The following is a 22,570-nucleotide window of genomic DNA, read 5'->3' on the forward strand; positions in this document are numbered from 1 at the left end:
CAGCAGTCCGCGTGATCGCACCGCTGAGCATTCCCAGCCCGAGTCCCGAGTGGCAGTCCTTCCAGGTGGGTCCGTTCACGATCCACATGTACGCGATCTGCATCCTCGTGGGCATCATCCTGGCGGTCATCGTCACGTCGCGACGGTTGACCAAGCGCGGTGCCGAGCCCGGAGTCGTCCTCGACATCGCCCTCTGGGCCGTGCCGCTCGGCATCATCGGTGCCCGGTTCTACCACGTGCTCACCCACCCCGGCGACTACTTCTACGAGGGTGCCAACATCTGGAACCCGTTCGAGCCCGGCGCGATCTGGAACATCTGGGAGGGCGGCAACGCCATCTACGGCGCGCTCCTCGGCGGAGCGGTCGGTGTGCTCATCGGCTGCCGCCTCACCGGCATCCGCTTCCTCTCCTTCGCCGACGCGCTCGCTCCCGGCCTGCTGCTGGCACAGGCCGCCGGACGACTCGGCAACTGGTTCAACCACGAGCTCTTCGGCGCCCCCACCGACCTGCCGTGGGGACTCGAGATCTCCTCCGACAACGCCGCCTTCCCGGCCGGGCTCGCCGACGGCACGCTGTTCCACCCCACCTTCCTCTACGAGATCGTCTGGAACCTCGCGGGCGTCGCCGTCATCCTGCTGCTGGAGCGCTCGTTCAACATGCGCTGGGGCCGCGCCTTCGCCGTGTACCTCATCTGGTACGGGCTCGGCCGCTCGTTCCTCGAGTCGATCCGACTCGACCCGAGCGAGATGTTCCTCGGCATCCGGGCCAACGTGTGGGCGTCGTTCGCCGCCATCCTCGTCGGCGTGATCCTGCTCATCGTGCAGCACCGCCGGCACACCGGCTCGGAGCCCACGCCCTACGTCGCCGGCCGTGAGTGGAAGCGTCCTGACCCTGCGCTAGACTCGGACATTGAGTCCGACTCCGACTCTCTCGACAACGTGGTCGAGAGTGAGAACACCGAGGGCGAGACCGCGGCCACAAGCACGCACCGGTCCACCACCCCATAGGCGCCCTGCCTCGTTCTCCAAAGCGATGCCGCACCTAGCGTCGCCATACTCTCCGCTGGGCCGATGTCGTCCCCCGCTGCCACCTAGTAGATGAGGACGGTCACACGTGTCGCTCACTCCACCCTTCGCGAGGTTCGGTTCGATCCCCGCCGCCCAGGGCATGTACGACCCTGCCTTCGAGAAAGACGCCTGCGGCCTCGCCATGGTCGCTACCCTTCGCGGCACCGCAGGTCACGACATCATCGCGACGGCGCTCGAGGCGCTGCGCCACCTCGAGCACCGCGGCGCCATCGGCTCCGATGCCGGCACCGGCGACGGTGCGGGCATCATCACCCAGATCCCCGACGAGTTCCTGCGTGCCGTCGTCGACACCGAGCTGCCCGCTGAGGGCTCGTACGCGGTCGGCAACGCCTTCCTCCCGATCGACCCCAGCCTGCGCTCGACGATCAAGCAGGGCCTTCGCGCGATCGCCGAGTCCGAGGGCCTCGACGTCATCGCCTGGCGCGAGGTCCCCGTGCGCCCCGAGGAGCTCGGCACGCTCGCGCGTGCAGCCATGCCGGCCGTGCACCAGCTCTTCGTGCGGTCGGCCTCGGTCGACGACCAGGGCCGCCGCCTCTCCGGCATCGCACTGGACCGGCTCGCGTTCCGACTGCGCAAGCGCGCGGAGCGAGAGCTCGAGCTCTACTTCATGTCGCTCTCGTGCCGCACCATGGTCTACAAGGGCATGGTCACGACGCTGCAGCTCGAGCCGTTCTACCCCGACCTCTCCGACGAGCGCTTCGCCTCCAAGCTCGCGCTCGTGCACTCGCGGTACTCGACGAACACGTTCCCGTCGTGGCCGCTCGCGCAGCCGTTCCGCATGATCGCGCACAACGGCGAGATCAACACCATCCAGGGCAACCGCAACTGGATGCGGGCGCGCCAGTCGCAGCTCGAGTCCGAGCTGCTCGGCGACCTCGACCCGATCCTGCCCATCGTCACGCCGGGCGCGAGCGACTCGGCCTCGTTCGACGAGGTCGTCGAGCTCCTGACGCTCGCGGGTCGAAGCCTGCCGCACGCGATCATGATGATGGTGCCCGAGGCCTGGGAGAACCAGACCGAGATCTCGCCCGAGCGCCGCGCGTTCTACGAGTACCACTCGATGCTCATGGAGCCGTGGGACGGCCCCGCCGCGATCGTCTTCACCGACGGCTCGCTCGTCGGCGCCACGCTCGACCGCAATGGACTGCGCCCCGGCCGGTACGTCGTCACCGACGACGGCCTGGTCGTGCTCGCGAGCGAGATCGGCGTGCTCGAGGTCGCCTCCTCGAAGGTGGTTCGCAAGGGGCGTCTGCAGCCCGGACGCATGTTCCTCGTCGACACCGAGGCCGGCCGCCTCATCGAGGACGACGAGATCAAGGCCGACCTCGCGGCCTCCGCGCCGTGGGCGGACTGGCTCGACGAAGGCCGCATCCGCCTCGCCGACCTGCCCGAGCGCGAGCACATCGTGCACCCGCCGGCATCCGTCAACCGTCGTCAGCGGACCTTCGGCTACACCGAGGAAGAGGTGAAGATCCTGCTCGCGCCGATGGCGCGCACGGGAGCCGAACCGCTCGGTGCCATGGGCTCCGACACCCCGGTGGCGGTGCTCTCCCAGCGTCCGCGCCTGCTCTTCGACTACTTCACGCAGCAGTTCGCGCAGGTCACGAACCCGCCGCTCGACTCGATCCGCGAAGCCGTGGTCACCTCGCTCGGCACGTCGCTCGGTCCCGAGCACAACCTGCTCGCGCAGGGTGCCGACCACGCGCGCCAGGTCTCGCTCGACTTCCCCGTGATCGACAACGACGAACTCGCGAAGATCGTGCACATCGACCCCCGCGAGGGCGGCGCGCGCACCACGATCACCCTGAAGGGCCTCTACCGGGTCGACGACGGCCCCGAGGCCATGCGTGCGCGACTCGACGAGCTCTGCGTCGAGGTAGACCAGGCCATCGCCGAGGGTGCGCGGTTCGTCGTGCTCAGCGACCGCGACTCGACGGCCGAACTCGCGCCGATCCCGTCGCTGCTCATGCTCTCGGCCGTGCACCACCACCTCATCCGCTCCGAGACGCGCATGGAGGTCGGCCTCGTGGTCGAGGCCGGCGACGTGCGAGAGGTGCACCACGTCGCACTCCTCGTGGGCTTCGGCGCCTCAGCGGTGAACCCCTACCTGGCGATGGAGACCTGCGAAGATCTCGTGCGCTCCGGCGTCATCACGGGGATCACGCCCGAGAAGGCGGTTCGCAACGTGATCTACGCGCTCGGCAAGGGCGTGCTGAAGATCATGTCGAAGATGGGCATCTCGACGATCTCGTCGTACGCGGGCGCTCAGGCGTTCGAAGCGATCGGCCTCGCCCAGGACTTCATCGCCGAGTACTTCACGGGCACGGTCTCGAAGCTGGGCGGCGTCGGCATCGACGTCGTGGCGGCCGAGAACCTCTCCCGTCATCGCGCGGCCTACCCCGAGGACGCCGCGGTTCGTGCGCACGAGCGGCTCTCCACCGGCGGCGAGTACCAGTGGCGCCGCGACGGTTCGCCGCACCTCTTCAACCCCGAGACCGTGTTCCGTCTCCAGCACTCGACTCGCAACCGTCGCTACGACGTGTTCCGCGAGTACACGTCGCTCGTCGACTCCCAGGCAGAGGAGCTGATGACCCTCCGCGGTCTGTTCGCGCTCCGCAACGGCACACGCCCGGCCGTGCCGATCGATGAGGTCGAGTCGGTCGAGTCCATCGTCAAGCGGTTCTCGACGGGTGCGATGAGCTACGGCTCGATCTCGAAGGAGGCGCACGAGTCGCTCGCGATCGCGATGAACCGACTCGGCGCGAAGTCGAACACCGGAGAGGGCGGCGAAGACGTCGAGCGCCTGCTCGACCCCGAGCGTCGCAGTGCGATCAAGCAGGTCGCGTCCGGCCGTTTCGGCGTCACGAGCATGTACCTCACGCACGCCGACGACATCCAGATCAAGCTCGCTCAGGGCGCGAAGCCCGGCGAAGGCGGTCAGCTGCCTCCCACGAAGGTGTACCCGTGGGTCGCGCGAACCCGTCACGCGACGGCGGGCGTCGGCCTCATCTCGCCGCCTCCGCACCACGACATCTACTCGATCGAAGACCTCAAGCAGCTGATCTTCGACCTGAAGCGTGCGAACCCGAACGCCCGCGTGCACGTCAAGCTCGTGAGCCAGTCGGGCATCGGTGCGGTGGCCGCAGGCACCGCGAAGGCGCTGGCCGACGTGATCCTCGTCTCGGGCCACGACGGCGGAACGGGCGCGAGCCCGCTCAATTCCCTGAAGCACGCCGGCACTCCGTGGGAGCTCGGCCTCGCCGAGACCCAGCAGACCCTGATGCTGAACGCCATGCGCGACCGCGTCGTGGTGCAGGTCGACGGACAGCTGAAGACCGGTCGCGACGTCATCATCGGCGCGCTGCTCGGCGCCGAGGAGTTCGGCTTCGCGACGGCGCCGCTCGTCGTGCAGGGGTGCGTCATGATGCGCGTCTGCCACCTCGACACCTGCCCGGTCGGCGTCGCGACGCAGAACCCCGAGCTCCGCAAGCGGTTCACCGGCAAGCCCGAGTTCGTCGTGAACTTCTTCGAGTTCATTGCCCAGGAGGTGCGCGAGTACCTCGCCGAGCTCGGATACCGGTCGCTCGACGAGATCATCGGGCGCCGGGAGCTGCTCGACATCGATCGTGCGCTCGACCACTGGAAGGCCTCCGGCCTCGACCTGACCCCCGTGCTCGTCGGCCCCGACTTCTCGGACTCCGACCCGCGTCGCAACCTCCGCGCGCAGGACCACGAGCTCGACCGGCACTTCGACAACGAACTCATTCGTCGCAGCGAGCTCGTGCTCGAAGACGGCGGCACGGTCGAGATCGAGCTGCCCGTGAAGAACACCGAGCGCGCCGTCGGCACCATGCTCGGACACGAAGTCACCGTGCGCCACGGCGAGCACGGACTGCCGACGGGCTCGATCGACGTCACGCTCACCGGTTCGGCCGGCCAGAGCCTCGGCGCGTTCCTGCCGAGCGGCATCACGCTGCGACTCGAGGGCGACTCGAACGACTACGTCGGCAAGGGGCTCTCGGGCGGACAGATCGTCGTGCGTCCCGCACGCGACAGCGGATTCGCCGCCGAACGCAACGTCATCGCCGGCAACGTCATCGGCTACGGCGCGACGCGGGGCAGCATGTTCATCCGCGGCATCGTGGGCGAACGGTTCCTCGTGCGCAACTCCGGCGCAACCGCGGTGGTCGAGGGCGTGGGCGACCACGCGCTCGAGTACATGACCGGCGGACTCGCGCTCATCCTCGGCGACACCGGGCGAAACCTCGGCGCCGGCATGTCGGGTGGCACGGCGTACGTGCACGATCTCCGTTCCGAGCGGGTGAACATCGAAGCGCTGAAGACCGGCGAACTCGAACTGCACCCCCTCGGCAGCGCCGACTGCGAGATCGTCCGCGACCTGCTCGAGCAGCACGTCGCCAACACCGATTCGACGGTGGCTGCCGACCTGCTCGCTGCAGGGGATGCCGCGTTCGAACGTTTCACCAAGGTGCTGCCGCGCGACTACGCCGCAGTGCTCCGCACCCGCCAGAACGCGGTCGACGAGGGGCTCGACCCCGACGGCGACGTGGTCTGGACTCGAATCCTGGAGGTGACGGGTGGCTGACCCGAAGGGCTTTCTGAAGGTCACCGAGCGCGAGCTGCCGAAGCGGCGTCCCGTGCCGGTGCGCATCATGGACTTCAAAGAGGTCTACGAGCAGGGCGACCCCGCCCAGCTCCGCCGTCAGGCCGGGCGCTGCATGGACTGCGGCATCCCGTTCTGCCACCAGGGCTGCCCGCTCGGCAACCTGATCCCGGAGTGGAACGACCTCATGTACCGCGGCGAAGGCCGCGCCGCCGTCGAACGCCTGCACGCGACGAACAACTTCCCCGAGTTCACCGGACGGCTCTGCCCGGCTCCGTGCGAGTCGTCGTGCGTGCTCGGCATCAACCAGCCCGCGGTCACCATCAAGCAGGTCGAGGTCTCGATCATCGACCAGGCGTTCGGCAGCGGCTGGGTCCAGCCGCAGCCGCCCGGGCGCCTCACGGGCAAGACCGTCGCGGTCGTCGGCTCAGGCCCCGCCGGCCTCGCCGCCGCCCAGCAGCTCACGCGTGCCGGCCACACGGTCGCGGTGTACGAGCGCGACGACCGCATCGGCGGTCTGCTGCGCTACGGCATCCCCGACTTCAAGATGGAGAAGAAGCACATCGATCAGCGCATCGCGCAGATGACCGCCGAGGGCACCCGCTTCCGTGCGGGCGTCGACATCGGCGTGGACATCACGTGGGCGCAGCTCCGCGAGCGCTACGACGCCGTCGTGGTCGCCACGGGCGCGATGGTGCCGCGCGACCTCCCCATCCCCGGGCGGGAACTGCCCGGCGTGCACTTCGCCATGGAGTACCTGACGCAGTCGAACCGCGCCGTCGCCGGCGATCAGGTCTACGACCAGATCTCCGCCGAGGGCAAGCACGTGATCGTGCTCGGCGGCGGTGACACCGGTGCCGACTGCATCGGCACCGCCCACCGCCAGGGCGCGCTCTCCGTGACGAACCTCGCGATCGGCAAGCAGCCCGGAGACAGCCGTCCCGACCACCAGCCGTGGCCCCTGCATCCGACGCTGTTCGAGATGCAGAGCGCCCACGAAGAGGGCGGCGAGCGCCACTACCTCGCCTCGACCGTCGAGTTCCTCTCGAACGAGAACGGCGAGCTGCGGGCCATCCGCATCGCCGAGACCGAGTTCGTCGACGGCCGTCGCGTGCCGAAGGCCGGCACGGAGCGCGAGCTCCCCGCCGACCTCGTGCTGCTCGCGCTCGGCTTCACCGGACCCGAGACCGCACTGACCGACGAGCAGCTCGCGCTGCCCGCCGATCCTCGCGGCAACTTCGCCCGCAGCGCCGACTACGCGACCTCCGTCCCGGGTGTCTACGTGGCCGGCGACGCCGGGCGAGGGCAGTCGCTCATCGTGTGGGCGATCGCCGAAGGCCGTGCTGCGGCATCCGCCGTCGACCGGTACCTTGAAGGCAAGACCGACCTGCCGAGTCCCGTGTCGGCGACCGCTCGCGCGTTCGCCATCTGACCACGTCGCGCCGACGGCGCGTCACCCGAAATCAAACCCCGCGCCCGGCGCGGAGACAGCTTGGAGCACAACCACATGAGACGAGCGAAGATCGTCGCCACCCTCGGGCCGGCGACATCGAGCTACGAGCAGATCCGCGCGATCATCGATGCGGGAGTCGACGTCGCGCGCATGAACCTCAGCCACGGCAGCTACGACGTGCACGAGGGCGTCTACCAGAACGTGCGGAAGGCCGCGAACGACAGCGGCAAGGCCGTCGCGGTGCTGGTCGACCTGCAGGGTCCCAAGATCCGACTCGGCAAGTTCGCCGACGGCCCGCACGACCTCGCCGAGGGCGACATCTTCAAGATCACGACCGAAGACGTGGTCGGCACGAAGGAGCTCGTCGGCACGACGTTCAAGGGCCTGCCCCAGGACGTCAAGCCCGGCGACTTCCTGCTCATCGACGACGGCAAGGTGCGCGTCGAGGTCGTCGAGACCGACGGCGTCGTGGTCACCACGAAGGTCATCGTCGCGGGCCCCGTCTCGAACAATAAGGGCATCAACCTGCCCGGCGTCGCGGTCAACGTTCCCGCTCTGTCGGAGAAGGACGAGGCCGACCTGCGCTGGGGCCTCGAGCTCGGCGCCGACCTCATCGCGCTGTCGTTCGTGCGCAACGCGGCCGACATCGAGCGCGTGCACGAGATCATGGACGAGGTCGGACGCCGCGTGCCGGTGGTCGCCAAGATCGAGAAGCCGCAGGCCGTCGACGCACTCGAGGAGATCACCGAGGCGTTCGACGCCATCATGGTCGCCCGTGGCGACCTCGGCGTCGAGCTGCCCCTCGAGGCCGTGCCGATCGTGCAGAAGCGCGCCGTCGAGATCGCTCGCCGTCTCGCGAAGCCGGTCATCGTCGCGACGCAGATGCTCGAGTCGATGATCCAGAGCCCCGTGCCGACCCGTGCCGAGACCTCCGACGTCGCGAACGCGATCCTCGACGGTGCCGATGCGGTCATGCTGTCGGGCGAGACGAGCGTCGGCGCGTACCCGGTCATCACCGTGCAGACCATGGCGCGCATCGTCGAGTCGACCGAGCAGCACGGACTCGAGCGCATCGCGCCGCTCGGCACCAAGCCGCGCACGCAGGCCGGGGCGATCACGCTCGCCGCCGTCGAGGTCGCCGACTTCGTCGAGGCGAAGTACCTGTGCGTGTTCACCGAGTCGGGCGAGACGGTTCGACGCATGTCGCGTCTGCGCTCAGACATCCCGATCCTGGCGTTCACGCCCGACCCCGCGATCCGTCGCCGCATGGCGCTGAACTGGGGCGTCGAGTCGTTCGTCGTCGAGCGCGTCACCCACACCGACCAGATGGTCGGCCAGGTCGACGAGGCGCTCGGCCGCACGGGTCGCGCCACGAAGGGCGAGAAGGTCGTCATCATCTCCGGATCCCCTCCCGGAATCCCCGGCACCACGAACGACGTGCGCGTGCACGTCGTCGGCGAGGTGCTCTAGCACGTCCCATCGTCGGCCCGGCGCTCCTCACGGAGCGACCGGGCCGTCGTCGTTCCCGCGGTCATCGCCCCTCCGCGGCATCCGATGTCGGAGGCACCGTGCCGGCGACGCGCGCTGCGAACCCCGAAGGGTGCGCAGCACGGTGCCGACGTGCGAAACTCTCCTCATGCGGGACCGGATGCCGGCGGGGGCCGATGAGGCCGGGGGAGCCCTGAACCAGCGGAGCGCGCGGCGCGGGCCGAAGCGCTCGACGACCACGCTCGCGGAGCGTTGGACGGTCGTCGACGGCGTCGACGTCTTCTACCGCGAATCGCCCGAGCCGCCGTCGGGCGTGCCGGCGATGATGCACGTGCACGGGTTCGGGCTCTCGGGGCGCTACCTCCTGCCGACCGCCGAACGGCTCGCCGACGACTTCCACACGCTCGTGCCCGACCTGCCGGGATTCGGGCGGAGCGGCAAGGCCGCGTCATCCCTCGACGTGCCCGACCTCGCGCATGCGGCCGCGAGGTTCCTCGACGATCGCGGCATCGAGCGCGTGACGCTGGTCGGCAATTCCATGGGATGCCCGGTGATCTGTGAGTTCGCGCATCTCCACCCCGATCGCATCGAACGGGCGGTGCTCGTCTCGCCGGCGGGCGGTGTCTTCAACCAGCCGCTCCGGCGCGCGATGGGGCAGATCAGCCGTGACGGCACCCGCGAGCCGCCGCGGCTGATGCGCGTCGTGACACCCGACTACCTCCGCTTCGGCGTTCCGAGCACCGTGCGCATGTTCAAGGCGCTCACGCGGTACCCATCGCTGGAGCGCATGCTCGCGCTGCACATCCCCACCCTGGCGGTGCTCGGCGACCGGGATCCACTGATGCCCAGCGCCGATCGCGTGCAGGAGGTCGCAAGCCAGACCGACAACCGAGTGCTCATCGCCAAGATCGAGGGCGCCGCGCACGCGATCAACTTCAGCCACTCGGGCGAGCTCGCGCACATGATCAGGCTGTTCATGGCCGATCGACCGATCGTCGACGACCCCGACTCGCCCGGCCATGCCCGCCTGTACGAGATCCACCGCGGATCGCAGCATCCGCCCGTGCGTTCCGACTGATCGCGCGTCGCGAGAACGCGATGCGATGGTGCCGGTGGTGGGGGTCGAACCCACACGCCCTTTCGGGCAAAGCATTTTGAGTGCTCCGCGTCTGCCATTCCGCCACACCGGCCAGAGGCCTCGCTCAGAATACCGTAGGCTTTCCTCCGTGACAGACACGGAACAGACCCAGTCGGCCCCTCGCCGCGTCGTCGTGGCAGAGGACGAGTCGCTGATTCGTCTCGACATCGTCGAGATCCTCCGCGACAACGGCTACGAAGTCGTCGGTGAGGCGGGTGACGGCGAGACTGCGGTGCAGCTCGCCACCGAGCTCCGCCCCGACCTCGTCATCATGGACGTCAAGATGCCCCAGCTCGACGGCATCTCGGCGGCCGAGCGCCTCTCGAAGGGCCACATCGCCCCGGTGGTGCTGCTCACGGCGTTCAGCCAGAAGGAGCTCGTCGAGCGAGCGAGCGAGGCCGGCGCACTCGCGTACGTCGTCAAGCCGTTCACGCCGAACGACCTGCTGCCGGCGATCGAGATCGCCCTCGCGCGCTACGCCCAGATCATCGCGCTCGAGGCCGAGGTCGGCGACCTGGTCGAGCGGTTCGAGACGCGCAAGCTCGTCGACCGGGCGAAGGGCCTGCTGAACGAGAAGATGGGGCTCACCGAGCCCGAGGCGTTCCGCTGGATCCAGAAGGCGTCGATGGATCGACGCCTCACCATGAAGGACGTCTCGCAGGCCATCATCGAACAGCTGGCGGCGAAGAAGTAGACCACACGCACGACCCACGGATGCCGCGACGAGACGCCTCGTCGCGGCATCCGCCGTTTCCGCACCCGTCGCTCGACGGGTGAATCGCTGTCGGTGGCCGCTTGTAGGCTTGGCGGGTGCCAGACGCAGACAAGCCCACCCTTCTCGTGATCGACGGCCACTCGCTGGCATTCCGGGCGTTCTACGCGCTTCCGGTCGACAGCTTCACCACGCGCGACGGGCAGCACACGAACGCCATCCACGGGTTCCTGTCGATGCTGCTCCTGCTGCTCGCGAACGAGAACCCGACGCACCTCGCGGTCGCGTTCGACATGTCGCGCGCCTCGTTCCGTACCCGCGAGTACCCCGAGTACAAGGGCACCCGGGGCGAGACGCCCGTGGAGTTCAAGGGTCAGGTGCCGCTTCTCCAGGAGGCGCTCCAGGCCATGGGCATCACGACGCTCGAGAAGGAGGACTTCGAGGCCGACGACATCCTCGCGACGCTCGCCGCGCGCGGCCGGGCCGACGGGTACCGGGTGCTGCTCGTCTCAGGCGACCGCGACACCATCCAACTCGTGAACGACGACGTGACCCTGCTCTACCCGAACACGCAGGGCGTGTCGCAGCTCAAGCGCTACGACCCGGCGGCGGTCGTCGAGCGCTACGGCATCCGGCCCGAGCAGTACCCGGATGTCGCGGCCCTCGTGGGCGAGTCCAGCGACAACCTGATCGGCATCTCGAAGGTCGGCGAGAAGACCGCCGTGAAATGGCTCGGGCTGTACGGCGACCTCGAGGGCATCCTCGCGCACGCCGACGAGATCAAGGGCGTCGTGGGGCAGAACCTCCGCGACCAGCGCGAGAACGCCGAGCGCAACCGGCGTCTCAACCGCCTCGTGACGGATGTCGAGCTCGACGTCGAGCTCGACACGCTGGCGGCCAAGCCGATCGTCATCGACGAGGTGCGGCCGCTCTTCGAACGCCTCGAGTTCCGCACGCTGCTCGAACGCCTTGCGAAGCTCGTGGGCGGAGCGCCGAACGCGAGCGCGGGGGCGCCCACCGCCGCGCCGGAGGCCGCTGAGGCCGCCGCGCCGCAGGCTCCGAGCTCGCAGTCGCTCACGGGTCAGGCGTTGGCCGAGTGGCTCGACCGAGCGGTCGCGGCTGAGCCCGCCGGATTGGGCCTCAGCCTCGACGTCCTCGAGGGCGTCGTCATCGGCGCGGGCATCGCGACCACGACCGAGAGCGTTCGCCTGTCGTGGCGCGCCGGCGACGAGGCCGCCGCCCCGTTCGAGCAGTGGCTGGCAAGCGCGTCGCCGAAGATCATGACCGACGCGAAGGCACAGCTGAAGGCGCTCGCCCGATCCGGCCTCGAGGTCGACGGGCTCGTGCTCGACACGCTCGTGGCCGGATGGCTCCTCCGCCCGAATCTCACCGAGCGGTCGCTGGCCGACCTCGTCGACGTCCACCTGGGCGAGAAGCTGCCGCAGGCCGACCCCTCGCTGCTGGTGCCCGAAGAAGGGTCCGATGCCGGTGCGCCGGAGTTCGCCTGGTACACGCTCAGGCTGGCTCCGGTCGTGCTGCGTGCGCTGCCCGAGAGCACCCGCGTGCTGCTCGCCGAGGTCGAGATGCCGCTCGTGCCGGTGCTCGCGGCCATGGAGCTGCGCGGGGTCACGGTCGACCACGGCGAGCTCGGCGCGTTGTCGGCCGAACTCGGCGACCGCGCGGCCGCCCTCGCCGCCGCCGCCTACGCGGAGATCGGCCGGGAGGTGAACCTGGGCTCGCCGAAGCAGCTCCAGGAGGTGCTCTTCGACCAGCTCGCGATGCCGAAGACCCGCGCGACGAAGACCGGCTACACGACGGATGCGAGCGCACTCGCCGACCTGCAGGAGTCCAACCCGCATCCGTTCCTCGGCTACCTGCTCGAACACCGCGACGCGACGAAGCTGCGGCAGATCGTCGAGTCGCTCGACAAGGCGATCGCGACCGACGGCCGCATCCACACGTCCTACGGGCAGATCGGGGCCGCCACCGGGCGCATGTCCTCGAACGACCCGAACCTGCAGAACATCCCGACGCGTACCGAAGACGGCCGCCGCATCCGAAAGGCATTCCGTCACGGCTCCGACTACGTCGAGCTGCTGACAGCCGACTACTCGCAGATCGAGATGCGCATCATGGCCCATCTCTCGGGCGACCCCGGACTCATCGAGGCGTTCAACGCCGGCGAAGACCTGCACAGATTCGTGGGCGCACGCGTCTTCGCCGTCGACCCGGTCGACGTCACGCCGCTCATGCGCACGAAGGTCAAGGCCATGTCGTACGGACTCGCCTACGGCCTCAGCGCGTTCGGGCTCTCGAAGCAGCTGCGCATCGATCGTGCCGAGGCGACCCAGCTCATGAAGGAGTACTTCGAGCGGTTCGGCGCGGTGCGCGACTACCTCCGAGGGGTGGTCGAGCAGGCCCGCATCGACGGCTACACCGAGACGATCTTCGGCCGGCGCCGACCCTTCCCCGACCTCACGAGTCCGAACCGCGTGCACCGCGAGAACGCCGAGCGAGCGGCGCTCAACTCGCCGATCCAGGGTTCGGCGGCAGACATCATGAAGATCGCCATGACCACGGTCGAGGCCGAACTCGCCGCGCGCGGCATGTCGAGTCGCATGCTGCTCACGGTCCACGACGAACTGATCTTCGAGGTCGCCGAGGGGGAGTCCGAGACGCTCGAGACGGTCGTGCGCGAGCGCATGGCGACGGCAGCCGATCTGCTCGTACCGCTCGACGTCTCGGTCGGTCGCGGTCGCGACTGGGAGCACGCGGCGCACTGAGTCGCGACCGCGGGTCGCGTGGGCGCCTGACGCGGGTGGCGCGCGTGACTGGCGTGACTCGCGCTGGAAGCGACCCGGTTCGTGCATCCGTTGAGGTTCGAGGCCTGACACCTGGCGGGTGTCCTAGGCTCGGACCCATGGCATCGAGCGAGCAGCGAACTCCCACCGACATCGATCGCATCGCAGAGGACTGGGTCGACACGATCGTCGACCTCGACCCGACTCTCGGCACCTACATCGGACGAAAAGAGGCCGACTCGCGGTTCGGCGACTATTCGCCCGAGGGTCTCGAGCGCTCGCTCGAGGCAAAGCGCCGCGCGATCGCCCGGCTCGACGCCGCGACACCCGTCGACGACGTCGACGCGGTGACGCTCGCCGATCTCCGCTCCGAACTCGCGCTCGACGTCGAAGCCCACGAGGCCGGCCTGCCGCTTCGCAACCTCAATGTGATCGCCAGCCCGGCGCAGGAGGTCCGCGACGTGTTCGACCTCATGGCGACCGACGACGCCGACGACTGGGAGATTATCTCGACCCGCCTCGACGCGCTTCCGGGCGCCGTCGACGGATACATCGCCACGCTTCGGCTCGGCATCGAGCGGGGCACCGTGCCGGCGAAGCGTCAGGTGCGGGAGGTCGCGGCCCAAGCCCGCAAGCTCGAGCGAGCCGACGGATTCTTCACGGAGTTCGTCCACAGCGCACCCGAGGCCCTGTCGCCCACGCTCCGGCACGACCTCGACTCGCGTGCAGGCGGGGCCGGCGAGGCCTACGGGCGACTCGCGGCGTTCCTCGAAGGCGAACTCCTGCCCGTCGCCGGCGAGACCGATGCCGTCGGGCGCGAGATCTACGAACTCCAGTCGCGCCACTTCCTCGGCGCCGTCATCGACCTCGACGAGACGTACGAATGGGGCATCGAGGAGCTCGGACGCATGGTCGCCGAGCAGGAGGCGATCGCCCGCGAGATCGTGCCCGGGGCATCCGTCGCAGAAGCAATCGCGCACCTCGACGGCGACGAGCGCCGCAAGCTGCACGGAACCGATGCGCTGCAGCGCTGGATGCAGGAGGTCAGCGACCGCGCGGTCGCCGAGCTCGGCGCCACCCAGTTCGACATCCCCGAGCAGATCCGCACCCTCGAGTGCATGATCGCGCCGACGCAGTCCGGCGGCATCTACTACACGGGCCCGAGCGACGACTTCACTCGCCCGGGGCGCATGTGGTGGGCCGTGCCCGAGGGCGTGACCGAGTTCGACACCTGGCGCGAACTCACGACGGTCTACCACGAGGGCGTGCCCGGCCACCATCTGCAGATCGGTCAGGCGGTGGTGAATCGCGCGAAGTTGAACACTTGGCGCCGTCAGCTCGCCGGCAGCTCGGGTCACGCCGAGGGCTGGGCCCTCTACGCCGAGCGGCTCATGCAGGACCTCGGATACCTCGACGACCCGGCCGACCGCCTCGGAATGCTCGACGGGCAGCGCATGCGCGCGGCGCGCGTCGTACTCGACATCGGCGTGCACCTCGGCAAGCAGCGTCCCGACGGCAACGGTGCGTGGACCGGCGACTACGCGTTCGAGTTCCTGGGGGAGAACGTCAACATGAACCAGGCGTTCATCGACTTCGAGGTGAACCGCTATCTCGGCTGGCCGGGTCAGGCGCCGTCGTACAAGGTGGGCCAGCGCATCTGGGAGCAGTTGCGCGACGACGCCAAGCGCCAGGAGGGTGCGGCGTTCGACATCAAGGAATTCCACCGCCGGGCGCTCGACCTCGGGGGAGTGGGCCTGGACACCCTGCGGGCGAGCCTGCTCGGATGACCCCGCGGTCCGACACGCCCGGGTTGCCGACTTCGCTGTCAGTCCGCTAGGATCGAATGTCACTTCTGTGACGATCCTGTCCGCATGCCCATCGCGGAACCAACACAACGCTCAACCGCGCGATGGGCTCGATTCTGTCCTTTACGGAGCATTCACTACATGACAACCGCAACGACCAAGGCACCCAAGCAGGTCGCTATCAACGACATCGGATCTGCTGACGATTTCCTCGCCGCGGTCGAGAAGACTTTGAAGTTCTTCAACGACGGCGACCTCATCGAGGGCACCGTCGTGAAGATCGACCGCGACGAGGTGCTCCTCGACGTCGGCTACAAGACCGAGGGCGTCATCCCCTCGCGTGAGCTTTCCATCAAGCACGATGTCGACCCCAGCGAGGTCGTCGGCGTCGGCGACACCGTCGAGGCGCTCGTTCTCCAGAAGGAGGACAAGGAAGGCCGCCTCATCCTGTCGAAGAAGCGTGCGCAGTACGAGCGCGCGTGGGGCGACGTGGAGAAGATCAAGGAAGCCGATGGCGTCGTGACCGGTACGGTCATCGAGGTCGTCAAGGGCGGCCTGATCGTCGACATCGGCCTCCGCGGCTTCCTCCCGGCGTCGCTCATCGAGCTCCGCCGCGTGCGCGACCTCACGCCGTACCTCGGCCAGGAGATCGAGGCGAAGATCCTCGAGCTCGACAAGAACCGCAACAACGTCGTGCTCTCGCGTCGTGCGCTCCTCGAGCAGACCCAGTCGGAGTCGCGTTCGACCTTCCTCGCCAACCTGCACCCGGGCCAGATCCGCAAGGGTGTCATCTCGTCGATCGTCAACTTCGGTGCGTTCGTCGACCTCGGCGGCGTCGACGGTCTCGTGCACGTCTCCGAGCTCTCGTGGAAGCACATCGAGCACGCCAGCGAGGTCGTCGAGGTCGGCCAGGAGGTCACCGTCGAGGTGCTCTCCGTCGAGCTCGACCGCGAGCGCGTCTCGCTGTCGCTCAAGGCGACGCAGGAGGACCCGTGGCAGGTGTTCGCCCGTACCCACGCGATCGGTCAGGTCGCACCGGGTAAGGTCACCAAGCTCGTTCCGTTCGGTGCGTTCGTCCGCGTCGCAGACGGCATCGAGGGCCTCGTGCACATCTCGGAGCTGTCCGGCAAGCACGTCGAGCTCGCAGAGCAGGTCGTGTCGGTCGGCGAAGAGGTCTTCGTCAAGGTCATCGACATCGACCTCGAGCGTCGCCGCATCTCGCTCTCGCTGAAGCAGGCGAACGAGGGCGTCGACCCCGAGGGCACCGAGTTCGACCCGGCGCTCTACGGCATGCTCACCGAGTACGACGAGCAGGGCAACTACAAGTACCCCGAGGGCTTCGACTCCGAGACCAACGAATGGCGCGAGGGCTTCGATGCCCAGCGCGAGAAGTGGGAGCAGGACTACGCTGCCGCTCAGGAGCGTTGGGAAGCGCACAAGAAGCAGGTCGCACAGACCAACGCTGCTGCCGCTTCCGACGAGTCGTTCGGTTCGGGCACCGCGTCGTACTCGAGCGAGACGGCCGGCGCGGGCACCCTCGCCGACGACGCTTCGCTCGCAGCACTGCGCGAGAAGCTCTCGAGCAACTAGTTCGGATCCGTTCCGCACACGGAAGGCCGGTCCCCTCGGGGGCCGGCCTTCCGGCTTTCCATGGTCCGCGCTGCGCCTCCACCCGGATGGGCGAACCGCATCGGTAGAGTGGGGTCGTGTATCTGATCGGCCTCACGGGCGGCATCGCCTCAGGAAAGTCCACGGTCGCGCGGCGACTCTACGAGCACGGTGCCGTGCACATCGATGCCGACCAGTTGGCCAGGCGCGTGGTCGAGCCGGGCACGCCCGGTCTCGCGGCGATCGTCGACACGTTCGGCGCGGGAGTCCTCCGCCCCGACGGCACCCTCGATCGCGTGAAGCTCGGCGAACTCGTCTTCAACGACGACGAGGCGCGCGCACAGCTGAACGCCATCGTGCATCCCGCGGTTCGCGAGCTCTCCGCCCGACTGTTCGAGAAGGTCGAGCAGGCCGACCCCGATGCGGTCGTGGTGTACGACGTGCCGCTGCTCGTCGAGGCATCCGTCGACCATCCGTTCGACCTCATCGTCGTCACGAGCGCGCCGCGCCGCACGCAGCTCAAGCGGCTCGTCGAGGACCGTGGGCTCGACCCACTGCAGGCCGAGGCCAGAGTCGACGCCCAGGTGGCGAACTCCGAGCGTCTCGCCGTCGCCGACGTCGTGATCGACACCGACGGCACGCTCGGGCACACGATGAGCCAGGCCGACGCGCTCTGGCAGCGCATCGTCGAGGAGCGCGCCGCACGTCGGACGTGACCCCGGCGGCGGCCGAGACCTCGAGCTCGTCCGCCCAGATGCGCGGCGCTGACGGATTCGCCTGCGCCGGCGGTCGTGTCGGAGGTCGAACCTAGACTGGAAGGCATGCAGGCCACCCGATCCGTCCGGCCGTTCGAGGTCATCAGCGAGTATGTTCCGAGCGGCGATCAGCCCGCGGCGATCGCCGAGCTCGCCGGGCGCATCAACGCCGGTGAGACCGACGTCGTGCTGCTCGGCGCCACGGGCACCGGCAAGTCGGCGACGACCGCCTGGCTCATCGAGCAGGTGCAGCGACCGACCCTCGTGCTCGCGCACAACAAGACGCTCGCGGCGCAGCTGGCCACCGAGTTCCGTGAGCTCATGCCGAACAACGCGATCGAGTACTTCGTCTCGTACTACGACTACTACCAGCCCGAGGCGTACGTCCCGCAGACCGACACCTTCATCGAGAAGGACTCCTCGGTCAACGCCGAGGTCGAGCGGCTGCGTCACTCGACGACGAACTCGTTGCTGAGCCGCCGCGATGTCGTCGTCGTGTCGACGGTGTCGTGCATCTACGGCCTCGGCACCCCCGAGGAGTACATGAAGGCGATGATGCCGCTGCAGGTCGGCCAGCAGGTCGATCGCGACTGGTTGATCCGCAAGTTCGTGTCGATGCAGTACCAGCGCAACGACGTCGACTTCTCGCGCGGCAACTTCCGGGTGCGCGGCGACACGATCGAGATCATCCCGATCTACGAAGAGCTGGCGATCCGCATCGAGATGTTCGGCGACGAGATCGAGGCACTGTACAGCCTGCATCCGCTGACGGGTCAGGTCGTCGCCAAGCTCGACTCCGTCCCGGTCTTCCCCGGCTCGCACTACGTCGCGAGCACCGATGTCATGCAACGGGCCATCGGTACCATCCGCACCGAGCTCGAAGAGCGACTGACCGAGCTCGAGCGCGAGGGCAAGCTGCTCGAGGCGCAGCGCCTGCGCATGCGCACCACCTTCGACCTCGAGATGATGGAGCAGATCGGCTTCTGCTCCGGCATCGAGAACTACTCCCGCCACATCGACGGCCGAGCGCCAGGGGAGGCCCCGCACTGCCTGCTCGACTACTTCGCCGACGACTTCCTCGTCGTCATCGACGAGTCGCACGTCACGGTGCCGCAGATCGGCGCCATGTACGAGGGCGACTCCTCGCGCAAGCGCACGCTGGTCGAGCACGGGTTCCGACTGCCGAGCGCCCTCGACAACCGCCCGCTCAAGTGGAACGAGTTCAAGAACCGCGTCGGTCAGGCCGTCTACCTCTCGGCGACCCCCGGCAGGTACGAGATGGGCATCGCCGACGGCGTCGTCGAGCAGATCATCCGCCCGACCGGACTCGTCGACCCCCAGATCGTCGTGAAGCCGTCGAAGGGGCAGATCGACGACCTCCTCGAGGAGATCCGCGTCCGTGCCGAGCGCGATGAGCGCGTGCTCGTCACGACGCTCACGAAGCGCATGGCCGAGGAATTGACCGACTACCTCACCGAGGCGGGGGTGCGCGTGCGCTACCTCCATTCGGATGTCGACACGCTCCGTCGCGTCGAGCTGCTGACCGAGCTCCGGGCCGGCGTCTACGACGTGCTCGTCGGCATCAACCTGCTGCGAGAGGGCCTCGACCTGCCAGAGGTCTCGCTCGTCGCGATCCTCGATGCCGACAAGGAGGGCTTCCTGCGGTCGTCGACCTCGCTGATCCAGACGATCGGGCGCGCCGCGCGCAACGTCTCGGGCGAGGTGCACATGTACGCCGATGTGCTGACCGATTCGATGAACGCGGCGATCGACGAGACCGAGCGTCGCCGAGAGCGACAGCTCGAGTACAACCGAGTCAACGGCATCGATCCGCAACCGCTGCGCAAGCGCATCGCCGACATCACGCAGCTCCTGGCCCGCGAAGAGGCCGACACCGCGGCGCTCCTCTCCGGCCGCGACGCTCGCAAGAAATCACCCGTGCCGAACCTCCGCCGCGAGGGCATCGCCGCCGAGGGGGCGAACGACCTCGAGGACCTGATCCGCGACCTGAACGATCAGATGCTGGTGGCGGCCGGCGAACTCAAGTTCGAGCTCGCTGCCAGGCTTCGCGACGAGGTCTCCGAACTCAAGCGCGAGCTCCGCCAGATGGAGAAGGCCGGGCACTTGGGCTGATTCGAACGTATGTTCGCTCTCAGCGCGTCCCCTCCCGGCGTTCGTGTCGGTGGGTCTGCCTAGACTCGAAGGGTGCCTGTTTCACGTCTCGATGCCCATTCGCACCTGAGTGTCCGCGGTGCCCGCGTCCACAACCTCCGCGACGTCGACGTCGAGATCCCACGCGACGCGATGGTCGTCTTCACCGGACTCTCCGGTTCGGGCAAGTCGTCGCTGGCGTTCGACACGATCTTCGCCGAAGGGCAGCGCCGCTACGTCGAGTCGCTCTCGGCCTACGCGCGCCAGTTCCTCGGACAGGTCGATCGACCCGACGTCGACTTCATCGAGGGCCTCAGCCCCGCCGTCTCGATCGACCAGAAGTCGACGAACCGCAACCCTCGGTCGACGGTCGGCACGATCACCGAGATCTACGACTACATGCGCCTCCTCTGGGCGCGCATCGGCGTGCCGCACTGCCCGGTGTGCGGCGAGCGCATCCAGCGTCAGACCGTCCAGCAGATCGCCGACCAGCTCATGCAGCTCGACGAGGGCATCCGATTCCAGGTGCTCAGCCCGGTGGTGTCGCAGAAGAAGGGCGAGTTCGTCGATCTCTTCCGCGAGCTCGCGGCCGGCGGCTATTCGCGCGCCGTGGTCGACGGCGAACTCATCAGGCTCGATGAACCTCCGACGCTGAAGAAGCAGGTCAAGCACGACATCTCCGTCGTCGTCGACCGTCTCGTCGCGGGGCCCGACGTGCTGGGTCGCCTCACGGATTCCCTCGAGACCGCGCTCCGCCTGACCGATGGCCTCGTGCAGATCAACTACGTCGACGCAACCGGCCCCGAGGCGTGGGACACCTTCTCCGAGAAGCTCTCGTGCCCGAACCAGCACCCGATCCAGCTGACCGAGATCGAGCCCCGAACCTTCTCGTTCAACGCCCCGTTCGGCGCGTGCCCCGAGTGCTCCGGCCTCGGCACGCGCATGGCGGTCGATGAGCAGCTCCTGCTCGGCGACCCGTCGCTGAGCATCACCGAGGGCGTCATCATCCCCTGGACCTCTCAGGGCAAGAGCCTCTACAACTACTACGAGAAGCTGCTCCTCGGACTCTCACGCGATCTCGGCTTCTCGCTCGACACCCCGTGGGAGGAGCTCGACGAGGCCGCACGCGATGCCGTGCTGCGCGGCGACAACTTCGAGGTCAAGGTCAAGTGGCGCAACCGCTACGGCCGCGAGATGAGCTACACGTCCGGGTTCGAAGGCGTCGTGCCGTACATCGAGCGCCAGTACCTCCAGGCCGAGACCGACACGCAGCGCGTCCGTTGGTCGGAGTACCTGCGCGAGGTGCCGTGCCCGGTCTGCCACGGCAAGCGCCTGAAGCCCGAGGTGCTCTCGGTGCTGATCCACGAGGCGAGCATCGCCGACGTCGGACTCCTCAGCCTCACCGATGCCCGGGCGTTCATGGATCGCCTCGAGCTCACCGACCGCGAGCAGGCGATCGCCGCGCAGGTCCTGCGCGAGATCAAGCTGCGCCTCGACTTCCTCATCCGCGTCGGTCTCAGCTACCTCGACCTGTCGCGCGCCGCGGCGACGCTCTCGGGCGGCGAGGCGCAGCGCATCAGGCTCGCGACCCAGATCGGCTCCGGGCTCACGGGAGTGCTCTACGTGCTCGACGAGCCGAGCATCGGCCTGCACCAGCGCGACAACCGGCGCCTGATCGACACGCTGGTGGCGCTTCGCGACCTCGGCAACACGCTCATCGTCGTCGAGCACGACGAAGACACCATCCGCACCGCCGACTGGATCGTCGACATCGGCCCGGGCGCCGGGGTCAACGGCGGCACGGTCGTGCACTCGGGCAGCTACGCCGAGCTGTTGAAGAACACGAAGTCGCTCACCGGCGACTACCTCTCGGGCCGCAAGGAGATCCCGATCCCCTCGACTCGTCGCCCGATCGACCCCGAGCGCATGATCGCGGTGCAGGGAGCCGAGGCGAACAACCTGCGCGGCGTCGACGTGGAGTTCCCGCTCGGGGTGTTCACGGCCGTGACCGGTGTGAGCGGCTCGGGCAAGTCCTCGCTCGTGAACGACATCCTGTATCGGGTCCTGGCGAACCGATTGAACGGCGCGCGCAAGCTTCCGGGCCGGCATCGTCGGGTGACGGGCCTCGACCAGCTCGACAAGGTCGTGCACGTCGATCAGGCGCCGATCGGTCGCACACCGCGCTCGAACCCGGCGACCTACACCGGCGTGTTCGATCGCGTCCGCACGCTGTTCTCCGAGACGAACGAGGCGAAGGCGCGCGGCTACCTGCCAGGGCGGTTCAGCTTCAACGTCAAGGGTGGCCGCTGCGAGGCATGCTCCGGCGATGGCACCATCAAGATCGAGATGAACTTCCTTCCCGACGTCTACGTCGCGTGCGAGGTCTGCGGGGGTCAGCGCTACAACCGTGAGACGCTCCAGGTGCACTACAAGGGCAAGAACATCGCGGAGGTGCTCCAGATGCCGATCAGCGAGGCGGCCGAGTTCTTCGAGCCGATCTCCGCGATCCACCGCTATCTCAAGACCCTCGTCGACGTCGGTCTCGGGTACGTCCAGCTCGGCCAGAGCGCCACGACGCTCTCGGGCGGCGAGGCGCAGCGCGTGAAGCTCGCGACCGAACTGCAGCGGCGATCGAACGGCCGGAGCGTGTACGTGCTCGACGAGCCCACCACGGGTCTGCACTTCGAAGACGTCCGCAAGCTCCTGAAGGTGCTCGGCAAGCTCGTCGACAAGGGCAACACGGTGATCGTCATCGAGCACAGCCTCGACGTCATCAAGTCCGCCGACTGGATCATCGACCTCGGCCCCGAGGGCGGTTCGGGTGGCGGGCAGATCGTCGCGACCGGCACGCCGGAGCAGGTCGCCGACGAGCCCGACAGCCACACCGGATTCTTCCTCCGGGAGATCTTCGAGGCCGCCCGGCCGGGCATCGAAGTCGCCAGCTGAG

12 protein-coding genes and 1 tRNA gene are annotated in these 22,570 nt (G+C 68.3%); 12 read left to right on the plus strand and 1 reads right to left on the minus strand.

All coding sequences use genetic code 11. The annotated features are described in order from the left end of the window. Nucleotides 1-11 precede the first annotated feature (11 nt). The 5 genes from lgt (at nucleotide 12) to ATC03_RS09645 (ending at nucleotide 9,731) form a co-directional block, all read left to right on the plus strand. The gene (gene lgt / locus ATC03_RS09625) at nucleotides 12-1,007 is read left to right on the plus strand and encodes a prolipoprotein diacylglyceryl transferase (protein ID WP_067876138.1); all 996 of its coding nucleotides are present in this window, start codon (nucleotides 12-14) and stop codon (nucleotides 1,005-1,007) included. A 160-nt stretch (nucleotides 1,008-1,167) separates the two neighbouring features. Further along, complete coding sequence (gene gltB, locus ATC03_RS09630) at nucleotides 1,168-5,694, plus strand: glutamate synthase large subunit (protein WP_084003408.1); 4,527 nt, start codon at nucleotides 1,168-1,170, stop codon at nucleotides 5,692-5,694. After that, nucleotides 5,687-7,144 carry a glutamate synthase subunit beta gene (locus ATC03_RS09635; protein WP_067876145.1) on the plus strand — a complete coding sequence of 486 codons (1,458 nt, stop codon included), beginning with the start codon at nucleotides 5,687-5,689 and terminating at the stop codon, nucleotides 7,142-7,144. Before gltB ends, ATC03_RS09635 begins: the two co-directional genes overlap by 8 nt. Before the next feature lie 75 nt (nucleotides 7,145-7,219). Continuing rightward, nucleotides 7,220-8,635, plus strand: a complete 1,416-nt coding sequence (gene pyk, locus ATC03_RS09640; RefSeq protein WP_067876148.1) for a pyruvate kinase — start codon at nucleotides 7,220-7,222, stop codon at nucleotides 8,633-8,635. Between the two features lie 178 nt (nucleotides 8,636-8,813). Beyond that, nucleotides 8,814-9,731 carry an alpha/beta fold hydrolase gene (locus ATC03_RS09645; protein WP_179947920.1) on the plus strand — a complete coding sequence of 306 codons (918 nt, stop codon included), beginning with the start codon at nucleotides 8,814-8,816 and terminating at the stop codon, nucleotides 9,729-9,731. A 26-nt stretch (nucleotides 9,732-9,757) separates the two neighbouring features. Here ATC03_RS09645 and ATC03_RS09650 read toward each other — a convergent pair. After that, nucleotides 9,758-9,843 (minus strand) — tRNA-Leu (locus ATC03_RS09650). 36 nt (nucleotides 9,844-9,879) lie between these two features. On the opposite strand from ATC03_RS09650, the gene ATC03_RS09655 reads away from it, so the two are divergent. The 7 genes from ATC03_RS09655 (at nucleotide 9,880) to uvrA (ending at nucleotide 22,569) form a co-directional block, all read left to right on the plus strand. Continuing rightward, on the plus strand, nucleotides 9,880-10,485 hold the full coding sequence (locus ATC03_RS09655) for an ANTAR domain-containing response regulator (RefSeq protein ID WP_067876153.1): 606 nt from the start codon (nucleotides 9,880-9,882) through the stop codon (nucleotides 10,483-10,485). Nucleotides 10,486-10,601: 116 nt separating this feature from the next. Continuing rightward, complete coding sequence (gene polA, locus ATC03_RS09660; RefSeq protein ID WP_067876157.1) at nucleotides 10,602-13,286, plus strand: DNA polymerase I; 2,685 nt, start codon at nucleotides 10,602-10,604, stop codon at nucleotides 13,284-13,286. Between the two features lie 137 nt (nucleotides 13,287-13,423). Continuing rightward, nucleotides 13,424-15,091, plus strand: a complete 1,668-nt coding sequence (locus ATC03_RS09665) for a DUF885 domain-containing protein (protein ID WP_067876160.1) — start codon at nucleotides 13,424-13,426, stop codon at nucleotides 15,089-15,091. Between the two features lie 159 nt (nucleotides 15,092-15,250). Next, complete coding sequence (gene rpsA, locus ATC03_RS09670) at nucleotides 15,251-16,699, plus strand: 30S ribosomal protein S1 (RefSeq protein ID WP_067876163.1); 1,449 nt, start codon at nucleotides 15,251-15,253, stop codon at nucleotides 16,697-16,699. Nucleotides 16,700-16,815: 116 nt separating this feature from the next. Beyond that, complete coding sequence (gene coaE, locus ATC03_RS09675) at nucleotides 16,816-17,433, plus strand: dephospho-CoA kinase (protein ID WP_067876165.1); 618 nt, start codon at nucleotides 16,816-16,818, stop codon at nucleotides 17,431-17,433. A gap of 105 nt (nucleotides 17,434-17,538) precedes the next feature. Further along, nucleotides 17,539-19,605, plus strand: coding sequence for an excinuclease ABC subunit UvrB (uvrB, locus tag ATC03_RS09680; protein ID WP_067876168.1), 2,067 nt, complete (start codon nucleotides 17,539-17,541; stop codon nucleotides 19,603-19,605). 72 nt (nucleotides 19,606-19,677) lie between these two features. Then, nucleotides 19,678-22,569 carry an excinuclease ABC subunit UvrA gene (gene uvrA, locus ATC03_RS09685; protein ID WP_067876171.1) on the plus strand — a complete coding sequence of 964 codons (2,892 nt, stop codon included), beginning with the start codon at nucleotides 19,678-19,680 and terminating at the stop codon, nucleotides 22,567-22,569. Nucleotide 22,570: the final 1 nt, after the last annotated feature.

Source organism: Agromyces aureus (genome assembly GCF_001660485.1).
Lineage (GTDB): Bacteria > Actinomycetota > Actinomycetes > Actinomycetales > Microbacteriaceae > Agromyces > Agromyces aureus.